The 12,408-nt window shown below is 70.7% G+C and carries 7 protein-coding genes; all 7 read left to right on the forward strand.

Annotated features, from left to right (window positions below; translation table 11 throughout):
* Positions 1 to 126 precede the first annotated feature (126 nt).
* The 7 genes from LC039_RS05090 (at position 127) to glmM (ending at position 12,292) form a co-directional block, all read left to right on the forward strand.
* Positions 127 to 2,979: a hypothetical protein gene (locus LC039_RS05090; protein WP_226621978.1), complete on the forward strand. Its 2,853-nt coding sequence runs from the start codon at positions 127 to 129 to the stop codon at positions 2,977 to 2,979.
* Between the two features lie 135 nt (positions 2,980 to 3,114).
* A complete protein-coding gene (glyS, locus tag LC039_RS05095) occupies positions 3,115 to 5,337 on the forward strand; it encodes a glycine--tRNA ligase subunit beta (protein ID WP_226621979.1) in 2,223 nt (740 codons plus the stop codon).
* 161 nt (positions 5,338 to 5,498) lie between these two features.
* Entirely contained in the window at positions 5,499 to 8,063 is a 2,565-nt protein-coding gene (locus LC039_RS05100; RefSeq protein ID WP_226621980.1) for a putative PEP-binding protein, read from the forward strand.
* Positions 8,064 to 8,224: 161 nt separating this feature from the next.
* Positions 8,225 to 8,866 (forward strand): cell wall hydrolase, encoded by a 642-nt coding sequence (locus tag LC039_RS05105; protein ID WP_226621981.1) that lies wholly within the window; start codon positions 8,225 to 8,227, stop codon positions 8,864 to 8,866.
* A gap of 96 nt (positions 8,867 to 8,962) precedes the next feature.
* Positions 8,963 to 9,892: a dihydroneopterin aldolase gene (locus LC039_RS05110; protein ID WP_226621982.1), complete on the forward strand. Its 930-nt coding sequence runs from the start codon at positions 8,963 to 8,965 to the stop codon at positions 9,890 to 9,892.
* A 52-nt stretch (positions 9,893 to 9,944) separates the two neighbouring features.
* The gene (folP, locus tag LC039_RS05115; RefSeq protein WP_226621983.1) at positions 9,945 to 10,949 is read left to right on the forward strand and encodes a dihydropteroate synthase; all 1,005 of its coding nucleotides are present in this window, start codon (positions 9,945 to 9,947) and stop codon (positions 10,947 to 10,949) included.
* Complete coding sequence (glmM, locus tag LC039_RS05120) at positions 10,946 to 12,292, forward strand: phosphoglucosamine mutase (RefSeq protein WP_226621984.1); 1,347 nt, start codon at positions 10,946 to 10,948, stop codon at positions 12,290 to 12,292. Before folP ends, glmM begins: the two co-directional genes overlap by 4 nt.
* Positions 12,293 to 12,408 lie beyond the last annotated feature (116 nt).

Genomic DNA, 12,408 nt, shown 5'->3' on the forward strand with positions numbered 1-12,408 from the left:
GTAGGGAGCGGGCAAACGACAAGGCCCGGGCGGCCCCGGTTCTTCCGCTGAGCAAACTCCTGCTGTAGGCTGCGCGGAAGGAGCCGGAGACTCCCTTGGCTCCACGAGCAGTGCTAGAGACCGCGCATGACACCAGATTTCGCGCTTTCGCTTTCATCCGACGGGCTGACCCTGCTGCGCCGCGAGGCCGGCGGCTGGCTTGCCCTGGCCGATGGCGATCTTTCCGCCGACGGCTTCGACGCGATGCGCGAGCGCGCGCAGGCGCTTGGCCCCACGGGGACGCAGGTTGCGCTGTTCCTGCCCAACGACCAGGTGCGCTACGTCGAGCTGCCCGATCCCGGCACCGACGACGGCCGCCGCGCGGCGCTCGAGGCGGCGCTCGACGGGGCGACGCCCTACCCGGTCGCGGAGCTTGTGCTGGACTGGTCGCTGTCCGGCACCACGCTGCTCGGCGCCGCCGTGGCGCGGGAGTCGCTGGAGGAGGCCGAGGGCTTCCTGCGCGACCGCGGATTCTCGCCGGTCTATTTCGCCGCCATCCCGCCCTCTGGCACCTTCCGGGGCACCGCCTATTTCGGCCCCGCCGGAAGCTGGCAGGGGCCGGCGCCGGAGCGTCCGGGCAAGGTCGTGCTGCTGCCGCTCGACGAGGCGGAAGAGCCCGAGGTGCGCGCCGCCGTGGCGCGGGCCGACACGCAGTCCGTGTCCGACCCCGAGGAGCCGTCTGCCCCCGATGCAGAGGCCGCGCCGCGCGTCGAGTCGGACCCCGAGACGGCGCAGGCCGCTGTCCCAGTAGAGCCCCCCGTTGCCGAGGCAGCGCCCGCCGCTGTCGCAACACCGGCCCCCGAGGCACCCGACGCCCAGACGCCCGCCGAAGCCGCGCGGGCGGCAAGCGACTCCGCACCGGCAGAGACGCCGGTCCGTGCCGAGGCTCGGCAGCGTCAGGCCAGCCTCGCCTTTGACACGCCGCCCCCAGCCCCGGCACCCGAGGCAGACGCGGCGCCGGAACCCGCGCATGCGCCCTTCCCCGAGGCCCCGCCGCCGGTGCCCGCCCCCGCCGCGTTGAGCGCCCCGACCGCGCAACCCGCCGCGCCGAGCTTCACCAGCGTCCGTGCCAGCCGCAGCCCGGCGCCTGCCGCCCCCGCCGCCGCACCACGCCTCAGCATGGGGCGCGAGACGCCTGCCGCCACGCGGCCCGCTCCGGCGCCGACACCCGACCCCGCAGCGCCGGCGCCTGCGGCGCCTGTCGACGCGCCTCTGCCGGGCCCGGCGGCCGTTTCCGAAGGGACACCCGGGGCCCAGTCCCCTTCCCAGTCACAAGCCCCTTCACAGGCACAGGCACAGGCACAGTCCGGCAAACGCCGCCCCTTCGGCTTCGGCAAGCGCCGCGAGAAGATCGAGCCCGCCGCGCCGATTGCCCCGCCGACACCGCCGCGCACGCCGGAAGAGCCCGAAACCGGCTCCGGCACGACGCAGGGCATCAAGCAGGTCACCCCGCGCCCGCCGGTCTCGCATCCGCTGGATCCCTCGGGCAGCGCCCCGGTGTCCGGGCAGGCGCGCGTCGCCGCGCTGCGCCGGGAATCGGGCAATGCCGACAGCCGGGCGCGCCGGGCCGCTGCCTCGCTGACCCCCGAAGAGGAGCGCGAGCGCCTGACCGTCTTCGGTGCGCGCGGCGGGCAGAAGGTCGGCGGCAAGCCGCGCTTCCTCGGCCTGATCCTGACCGTGCTCCTGCTGCTCTTCCTGGCGGCGGTAGCGGCCTTTTCCTCGGTCTTCCTCGGCGAGGAGATCTCGCGGCTCTTCAGCCCTGCGGAGGAGGACACGGCGGCGCTGAGCGCCACGGAGGAAATCACCGCGCCGATCCCGGCAGCCGCCGTTCTGCCCGAGGCGGAGGCGGACCCCGAGGAAGACGCCGACAGCGTGCTCGCCGCGCTGGAGCTGCCGCCCGCCGAGAGCGAAGGCTTCGAGGAGGTGCCCGCGCCGCAGGTCAGCGCGCGGAACCTGATGACCAGCGACGAGGCCGCCTCGACTTACGCGGTCACCGGCATCTGGCAGCGTGCACCGACCCCGCCCGACCGCCCGCCGCAGACCAATGCCGAGGATGTCTACGTCGCCTCGATCGATCCCGAGGTGCAGCAGTTCGACGCCGTCGCCCTGCCCGATCTCGATGCCGGGCCACGCGATGACCTGAGCCTCGAGCCGGTGCGCCTGCCGCCCGGTCCCGGCGTGCGCTTCGACCTTGACGACCGTGGGCTGGTGAGCGCCTCGCCCGAGGGCACGGTGTCGCCCGACGGGGTACGCATCTTCAGCGGGCTGCCGCCGCAGACCCCGCCGTTGCGCGACCCCGCCCCCGAGGCGGCGCCGGAGACGCCCGCCGACCCGGCCGCCGCCACCGAGGGCGAGAGCGCCGACGGCGCCGCGCCCGAGCAGACCGAGGAGACCGCCGCCGATCCCGCGCTGGCGGATTTCCGTCCGCGCGGACGTCCGGGCGACCTGATCGAACAGACCGAACGCGCGGTGCTGGGCGGTGTGTCGCTGGCCGAGCTCGAGCAGATGCGCCCCGAGATGCGCCCGCTCACCGCACAGGAAGAGGCGGCGGCGCTGGACCTGCCGGTGACCGATCAGGCGATCGGCGCCTCGCTCACCCCGCTGCCGCGGCCGCGCAGCATGGAGGCGATCGTCGCGGAGGCGGCCAAGCAGGCCTCGAATGCGCCGGCCATCGCGCCCGGCCCGAGCATCCCGCAGAACGCCAACGTGGCGAAGAACGCCACCCTGAGCGATCAGATCGACCTGCGCGACGTCAGCCTGATCGGCATCTACGGCAAGGACTCGGACCGCCGCGCGCTGATCCGCCTGCCCTCGGGCAAGTACCAGAAGGTGCAGGTCGGCGACCGTATCGACGGCGGGCGCATTGCCGCCATCGACGATGACGAGCTGCGCTACGTGAAGGGTGGCCGCAACGTCGTGCTGAAGATGCCGCGCAGCTGATCCGCGGCCGGGCCACCCCGATCCACCCGCCACCACACCGACCCGACGCGCATCTGCCAAAGCTTTCCCGCAAACGGCTGGACGCCAGCGCCTTACGGGTCTATCCCCGCATCCGAACTTTGCTTTGGTGAGACCATGCCCGACCTGCTGATCGAACTCTTTTCCGAAGAAATCCCGGCCCGGATGCAGACCCGCGCCGCCGAGGACCTGAAGAAGCTCGTCACCGACGGTCTGGTGGAGGCCGGTCTGACCTACGCGGGCGCCGCCGCCTTCTCGACGCCGCGCCGTCTGACGCTGACCGTTCAGGGCCTGCTGGCCGCCTCCCCCGCCACCCGCGAAGAGCGCCGCGGCCCGAAGGTCGACGCGCCCGAGAAGGCCATCGAGGGCTTCCTGCGCGGCGCCGGGGTGAGCCGCGAACAATGCGAGGAGCGCGAGGACAAGAAGGGCCGCGTGCTCTTCGCGATCATCGAGAAGCCGGGCCGCCCGGCCGCCGAGATCGTCGCAGAGGTGCTGGAAAAGACCGTCCGCAACTTCCCCTGGCCGAAGTCGATGCGCTGGGGCGCCGGCACCTTGCGCTGGGTGCGTCCGCTGCATTCGATCATCTGCCTGCTCTCCGACGAGCAGGGCGCCGAGGTCGTGCCGCTGGAGATCGACGGGATCGCCGCGGGCAAGACCACGCGCGGCCACCGTTTCATGGGCGACGAGGCCTTCGAGGTCAGCTCCTTCGACGATTACGAGGCCAAGCTGAAGCACGCCAAGGTGGTGCTGAATCCTGCCGAGCGCGCCGACACCATCTGGCATGACGCCACCAACCGCGCCTTCGCCGCCGGTCTCGAGGTGGTGGACGACCGCGGCCTGCTGGCCGAGGTCTCGGGGCTGGTCGAATGGCCGGTGGTGCTGATGGGCGAGATCGGCGAGGAATTCCTGCAGCTGCCGCCCGAGGTGCTGCAGACCTCGATGAAGGAGCACCAGAAGTTCTTCTCGGTGAAGAACGCTGCGTCCGGCCAGATCGAGCGTTTCGTCACCGTGGCGAACATCGAGACCGCCGACGATGGCGCGACGATCCTCGCCGGCAACCAGAAGGTGCTCTCGGCCCGCCTGTCGGACGCCAAGTTCTTTTGGGAGAACGACCTGCGGGTCGCCAAGTCGGAGGGGCTGACCGCCTGGACCGAGCGGCTCGGCAACGTGACCTTCCACAACAAAATGGGCAGCCAGAAGGCGCGCATCGAGCGCATTGCCGCGCTGGCCCGCGAGATCGCGCCGATGGTCGGCGCCGATGCGGCGCTGGCCGAGCAGGCGGCGCTTGTGGCCAAGGCCGACCTGTCCTCCGAGATGGTCTACGAATTCCCCGAGCTGCAGGGCCTGATGGGCCGTTACTACGCCGAGGCCGCCGGCCTGCCGGGCGAGGTGGCCGCCGCCTGCCAGGAGCACTACTCGCCGCTCGGCCCGTCCGACGACGTGCCCGCCGCGCCGGTCTCCGTGGCCGTGGCGCTGGCCGACAAGCTCGACACGCTGACCGGCTTCTGGGCGATCGACGAGAAGCCCACCGGCTCGAAGGACCCCTTCGCCCTGCGCCGCGCCGCGCTCGGCGTGATCCGGCTGGTGCTGAACAACGGCCTGCGCCTGCATCTCGACCGGCTGATCGACGCGCAACTTCTGCGCCACCAGATCGACGCCAACGGCGACCGCGAGCAGGCGCTGCTCGAAGACATGCTGCGCGAGGTCGCGCAGCACGGTGTCTTCGGCTCGGCCGTGCGCGCGGTGATCGACCAGTTCGAGGGCGACTCGCCGGAGTGGCTCGCGCAGGTGGAAAACCACTCGCCCGATCTCAGCGACGACCTGCTGTCGTTCATCCATGACCGCCTGAAGGTGCACCTGCGCGACGAGGGCATCCGGCACGATGTGATCGACGCCTGCCTCGCCATGCCGAACCGCGACGACCTGGCGCTGCTGGTGACCCGCGCCACGGCGCTGAGCGAGACGCTGGCGACCGAGGACGGCGGCAACCTGGTGCAGGGCTTCAAGCGCGCCAACAACATCCTGACGCAGGCCGAGGAGAAGGACGGGGTCGAATACAGCTTCGGCGCCGACCCCAAGTTCGCCGAGAGCGACGAGGAAAAGGCGCTCTTCGCCGCGCTGGACAAGGCAGAGGCCGAGATCAAGCCGGCGATGGAGGCGGAGGATTTTGCCGCGGCCATGGCCGCCATGGCCGCGCTGCGCGGGCCGATCGACGCCTTCTTCGAGGCGGTGCAGGTGAACTCGGACAACCAGGTGGTGCGCCGCAACCGCCTGAACCTGCTGTCGCGGATCCGCCAGATCTGCCTGCAGGTGGCCGACCTCACCCGCGTCGAGGGCTGAGCGCTCCCGGCCCGGGTCTGCCCCGGGGTGGTCATTCCGGTGCCGGTGCCGCCTCGTTACGCCCCGTTACGGCCGTCCAAGACACCGGGCCTTTGAAAAGGTATTAGTGCGGTACACCCTTTTCGGGATAGGCTGCACTGCGGATATACAGGGGCGCAGCCATGCCCGACACCTACCGGAAAGACATGCAGGCCGATGACCCGCATGTCACGCTCATCACCCCCTCGGCGCCGATCGCGACGCCGAGCCACGGCGGACGTGCGAAATGCCTGCAGCGGCTGGTGCGGCTCGAGCTGCCGGTGCCGCGCACCGTCGCGCTCAGCTTCGACACGGTGCACCGCATCGCGCAGGGCGAGGTGCCCCCGCCCGCGCTGATCCTCGGCCAGTTCGCGCCCGGCACGCTGCTCTGCGTGCGCCCGTCGTCCGAGGACCCCGACTGGGGCGGGCCGGGCTCGGTGCTCAACATCGGCATGAACGATGCCACCTTCGTCGAGTATTCCGACCGCATCGGGGCCGAGGCCGCCTCGGCGCTCTACATGCGCTTCGTCATGGGCTACGCGATCCACGTGGCGCGGCTCGACCCGGATGTCTTCGAAGAGATCGACACGGTGGGCCAGCAGGGCCTGTCGGACGCGCTGCGCGCCTACGAGGAAGAGGCCGAGGAGCCCTTCCCGCAGGATCCCGCGGTGCAGCTCACCGCCGTGCTGCGCACCATGGCCCGCGCCTGGGAGGGCACCACGGCCCGGCTGCTGCGCCAGGCCAAGGGCGCACCGGTCGATGCCGGGCTGGGGCTGATCGTGCAGGAGATGGCGCTGGGGCTCGGCACCGGCGAATGCGGCTCCGGCGTGCTGCAGCTGGTGAACTCCGACACCGGCCTGCCGCAGATCACAGGGCGCTACATGCACCAGAGCCAGGGCCGCGACGCCCTGCATGACGAGAGCAAGTCGCTGTTCCTCGAGCGCGATCCGCGCGGGCCATCCCTGGAAGAGCTGGCGCCCGAGGCCTTCGAGCAGCTCAAGGCGCACGCGCGGCTGATGCGCCAGCGCCTGCGCGCCGAGATGCAGATCGAGTTCACTATCGAGAACGGCCGCGTGCATATCCTTGACGGGGTTCGGGTGAAGCGCTCGCCCCGCGCTGCGCTGCGCATCGCCGTGCAACTGGCCGAGGACGGCATCATCACGCCCGAAGAGGCGCTGATGCGGGTCGAGCCGCGCGGCCTGTCGGAACTGCTGCACCGCCAGGTCTCGCCCGAGGCCGAGCGCGACGTGATCGGCCGCGGGGTCGCCGCCTCGCCGGGCGCCGCCACCGGCAAGATCGTCTTCAGCGCCGCCGAGGCGCAGGCCTCGGCCGCGCGCGGCGAGCCCTGCGTGCTGGTGCGTCGCGAGACCTCGCCCGAGGACGTGCGCGGCATGCATGTGGCCGCCGCGGTGCTGACCGAGCGCGGCGGGATGACCAGCCACGCGGCGGTGATCGGCCGCGGGCTCGGCCTGCCATCGGTGGTGGGCGCCGCCAACATGGGCTTCCGGCTGAACGACAAGGTGTTAATTTCGCAGGATGGTCGCCGGTTCCGCGAGGGTGACACCATCACCGTCGACGGCTCTTCCGGGCAGATCCTCGCGGGCGCCCCGGCGATGGTCGAGGCGGCGCTCGACGACGCCTTCCGCACCTTCATGTCCTGGGCCGATGACGCCCGCGACATCGGCATCCGCGCCAATGCCGACACCCCCGCCGATGCCGCCACCGCGCGCAACTTCGCGGCGCAGGGGATCGGGCTGTGCCGCACCGAGCACATGTTCTTCGAGGCGGATCGCATCACCCCCATGCGCGAGATGATCTTCGCCGACAGTCCCGAGGACCGGAAAGCCGCCCTCGCCCGGCTCCTGCCAATGCAACGCGCTGATTTCACAGAGCTTTTCCGGATCATGGAGGGTATGCCCGTGTGCATCCGCCTGTTCGATCCGCCGCTGCACGAGTTCCTTCCGACCGACCGCGCCGGGCTGCGCGATCTGGCCGAGGCGCTCGACCTGCCGGTCAGCGACGTGACCCGCCGGGTCGAGGCGATGGGCGAGTACAACCCGATGCTGGGCATGCGCGGCGTGCGGCTCGGCATCGCCGTGCCCGAGATCTACGACATGCAGGCGCGCGCCATCTTCGAGGCGACGATCGACGCCTCGGAGGACGGCGCGCCGGTCGAGCCCGAGATCATGCTGCCGCTGGTCTCGGCGATGAAGGAGGTCGAACTGGTCAAGACCCGCATCGACGCGGTGGCCGCCGCGGTGCGCAACGAACGGGGCCGGGCCTTCGAGTATTCGCTCGGCGTCATGGTCGAGACCCCCCGCGCCTGCCTGCGCGCCGATGAGATCGCCCAGCACGCGCATTTCATGTCCTTCGGCACCAACGACCTCACGCAGATGACCTACGGGCTGTCGCGCGACGACGCCGGGCGCTTCATGTCACATTACGTGCAGCAGGGTGTCTTTGCCGAGGACCCGTTCCACCGGCTCGACCCCGAGGGGGTCGGCGAGCTGATCAAGATCGGAGTGGAGCGCGGAAGACACGGCAACCGCGGAATCATGCTCTCGATCTGCGGCGAGCATGGCGGCGACCCTGATTCGATTGCATTCTGTCGGGAGGCCGGAATCGACTACGTGAGCTGCTCTCCGTTCCGCGTTCCGGTTGCGCGACTTGCCGCTGCGCAACTCGCGCTTAAAGAGAAAATCGGATAGAAAAGGCCGATTTTCGCCCAATTTGGCGCGTTTTCCACAAGGAGCGCGGCCCCTAGCCTTTTGCCTCGTCACACTCGGGTGGACGAATTGGTGACTTTTTTGTAAGTCGCCTCCGATTTCGGCATCCGAAGGGGTGCCCCCCCGAGCTGTGAGAGCCCTTAATGTTTCGTGCCACCGCGATCGCCATCGCCGCATGCTTTGCGGCGCTTCCCGTCCGCGCTGACATCCAGCATGACAGCATCCGTCACCTCGTCAAACTCGAACAGAGCGCCCTTCGTTCCGCAAATACTTCACATTTGCGCAGCATGATCACGCCGGTCTCTGCCGGCAACGCCAAGGTGCCCCATTACGACCGCGCCTGGCTAGCCGCCCAGCCCAAGGCCACCGGCGGCGCGCAGTTCCAGTGCCTGGCCGAGGCGCTCTACTTCGAGGCCCGCGGCGAAAGCCTGCAGGGCCAGTTCGCCGTCGCCGAGGTGATCATGAACCGCGTCGACAGCCCGCGCTTTCCCGGCTCGATCTGCGGCGTGGTGAACCAGGGCACCGGCCGGCTGCACGCCTGCCAGTTCTCCTACACCTGCGACGGCCGCCCCGAGCACGTCAGCGAGAAGGCCGCCTGGGACCGCGTGGCCAAGGTCGCCAAGGCGGTGATCTCCGGCGCGCCGCGGGCGCTGACCCAAGGCGCCACCTACTACCACACCCGCGCGGTGCGTCCGAGCTGGGCCCGCAAGTTCACCAAAACCGCCACCATCGGCGCGCATTACTTCTACCGCGGCGCGAACTACCGCATCAGCACCAGCAACTGAGCGCCGCTTTTCTGCCCCGGCACGCCGTTGTCGGGGTCGCCCCGGCGTCAGCCCCCTGCTAGAGAGGCGGCACTTTTCGCATCCGGAGCCGCTGCCATGGCCGATGAAATCCGTCTCGCCTTCGCCCATCCCGACGAACGCGCCATCGCCACCGCGGACGAAACGCCGCGCGATCGCATCTCGCTGCGCGACCACGTGGTCGAGGTCGAGATCGGCGCCTTCCAGGCCGAGCGCGGCCATCGCCAGCGCGTGCGCTTCAACGTTGTCGTCGAGGTGGCCCCCGGCAAGGGCGCGCTGGAAGATGACGTCGACCTGATCCTCTCCTACGACAAGGTCACCGAGGCCATCGCCGCCGAGCTCGAGGCCGAACGGCTGAACCTTCTGGAGACCCTGGCCGAGCGCATCGCCGAGCGCATCCTGCTCGAGCCGCAGGCGCTGCGGGTCTTCGTGCGCATCGAGAAGCTCGACCGCGGCCCCGGTGCGCTCGGGGTGGAAATCGTCCGCGCCCGCGACGGCGAGCCGGTGGGCGCGGCGCAGGATGCCGCCCGCGAACGGCCGCACCCGCGGGTGATCTACCTGTCGAATGCCGCCATTGCCAATGCCGCGCTCCCCGGCTGGCTCGACCAGGCCGAGGCCCTGGGCGCGCCGGTGATCCTCTGCGTCGGCCTGCCCGAGGGCGCCCGCCCCCAGGCCAGCCACCCGCTGGCGCAGCGCCGCATCGACCTGCTGGCGATCGAGCAGAACGCCTGGATGCTGGCCGCCCGCGATCCGCGCGCCAAGGTCGTCGCCACCCGCACCGAGCTCGACTGGGCGATGAAGAACGGCCAGAGCTGCATCTGGGCGCCGTCGAAGATCGTGCTCGACACCCCCGCCGGGCAGCAGGCCCACCCCGAGGACCCCGCCGAGCTGGCGGCCTGGTTCGCCGGGCTGATGGAAGCCTGCGAGCTGGTGATGATCGGCGAAGAGCCGCCCGCCGGGCTGACGGTTCCGGCGCGGGCTGTAACAGTCGGAAATACCACGCTCTGAGCCGGCCGCCGCCCGGCTTGCCAAGCTGGCGCGCATCGGGCACAGACGGTCAATGACTGCCCGATACCGCCCCCTTGTCCAGTCCGGACACGCCCGCCCCGACGCCGCCCTGCCGCTCGCCGGAGGCCCCCACTGGTTCAACCAGTGCGCCCGGCACGCCCGCGGCGAGGCGGTGACGGTGGTGCCCGTATCCGAGGTGCCGCAGGACGTGCTGGCGCGGCTCACCGCGCCGCGCGAGCCCGTCGCGGGCCTCACCATGGACGGCACGCGGATCATGGGCATCCTCAACGTCACCCCCGACAGCTTCTCGGATGGCGGCACCGATGCCTCGGCGCAGGACTCCATCGCCCGTGCCCGGCAGATGCTGCAGGACGGCGCCGAGATCCTCGACATCGGCGGCGAGAGCACCCGCCCCGGCGCCCCCGAGGTGCCGGTGGAGGAAGAGATCGCACGGGTGGTGCCGGTCACCGCGGCGCTGAAAGGCGTGCCGATCTCGGTCGACACCCGCAAGGCCGCCGTCGCCCGCGCCGCCGCCGAGGCCGGCGCCACGCTGATCAACGATGTCTCGGGCCTCGTCTTCGACCCCGAGATGACCGAGTTCTGCGCCTCCGCGCGACTGCCGGTCTGCGTCATGCACATGCGCGGCACCCCCGAGACGATGCTGACCCAGACCGACTACGAGGACGTGCTGCTCGACGTCTACGACTTCCTCGAGACCCAGATCCACGCGCTGGAACACGCCGGTCTGCCGCGCGGGAAGATCGTGGTCGATCCCGGCATCGGCTTTGCCAAGACGCTGGAGCAGAACCTCGCGCTGCTGCACGGGCTGTCGCTCTTCCACGGGCTTGGCTGCGCGATCCTGCTCGGCGTGTCGCGCAAGGGCTTCATCGGCAAGCTCTCGGGCGAGAGCGACGCCGCGAAACGTTTCCCCGGCTCCGTCGCCGTTGCCCTTGCGGGCGTGGCGCAGGGAGCCCAGATCATCCGCGTTCACGACGTCGCGGAGACCCGCCAGGCGCTGACGCTCTGGCAGGCCGTCGAAGAAGGAGGCCAGGAATGACCCGCAAGCTGTTCGGCACCGACGGGGTGCGCGGCACCGCCAACATGCATCCGATGACCGCCGAGATGGCGCTGGCCATCGGCGCCGCCGCCGGGCGCTACTTCCGCCGCGAGGCGGGCGGCACGCACCGCGTGGTGATCGGCAAGGACACCCGGCTCTCTGGCTACATGTTCGAGACCGCGCTGACCGCCGGGCTGACTTCGACCGGCATGTCGGTGCTGCTGCTCGGCCCGGTGCCGACTCCCGCCGTGGGGCTGCTGACGCCCTCGATGCGCGCCGATGTCGGGATCATGATCTCGGCCTCGCACAACCCGGCGCATGACAATGGCATCAAGTTCTTCGGCCCCGACGGGTTCAAGCTGTCGGACGAGGCGGAGGGCGAGATCGAGGCGCTGGTCGAATCCGGTGTCGAGCCCGCGCAGGCCGGCAACATCGGCCGCGCCAAGCGCATCGACGACGGCCGCTTCCGCTACCAGGAGCGGGTGAAGTCGAGCTTCCCGCACGGCATGCGGCTCGACGGCATGAAGGTGGTGATCGACTGCGCCAATGGCGCCGCCTACCGCGCCGCCCCCGAGGTGCTCTGGGAGCTGGGCGCCGAGGTGATCCCGGTGGGCACCCATCCCAACGGCCTCAATATCAACGACCAATGCGGCTCGACCAAGCCGCAGACCGCCGCCGAGACCGTGGTCGCGCACGGCGCCGATGTCGGCATCTGCCTCGACGGCGACGCCGACCGGGTGATCCTGATCGACGAGAAGGGCACCGTGGCCGACGGCGACCAGATCATGGCGCTGATGGCCGGCCGCTGGGCCGAGGAAGACCGGCTCGCGGGCGGCACGCTGGTCGCCACGGTGATGTCGAACCTCGGGCTCGAGCGCTACCTCGGCGATCGCGGGCTGACCCTCGCCCGCACCAAGGTCGGCGACCGCTACGTGGTCGAGATGATGCGCGCCAAGGGCTTCAACCTCGGCGGCGAGCAGTCGGGGCATATCGTGATGACCGATTTCGCCACCACCGGCGATGGTCTCATGGCGGGGCTGCAGTTCCTCGCCGAGATGGTCCGCACCGGTTTGCCCGCCAGCCGCCTCGCGCGCAACTTCGAGCCGGTGCCGCAGCTTCTGAAGAACGTGCGCTTCGGCGCCGGGCAGACGCCGCTCGACGCCGCCAGCGTGCAGGGCGCCATCGCCGAGGCCGAGGCCACGCTCTCGGGCCGCGGCCGCCTGCTGATCCGCAAGTCGGGCACCGAGCCGCTGATCCGGGTCATGGCCGAATGCGAGGACGAGGCGCTGCTCAGCCAGGTGGTCGACGGCATCGTCGCCGAGGTCCAGGCCGCCGCCGGCTGAGCCTCTCCCCCGGCACCCTGCCCCGCGGCACGCGCCGGAGAGGCGTATTTGGAAAGAGAAGAAGCCGGAGGTGCGCGCCGCCCCCGGCTTTTCTTCTAGGCGGAAATATCCCGGTG

Source organism: Alloyangia pacifica, assembly GCF_020524285.1.
Taxonomy (GTDB): domain Bacteria; phylum Pseudomonadota; class Alphaproteobacteria; order Rhodobacterales; family Rhodobacteraceae; genus Salipiger; species Salipiger pacificus_B.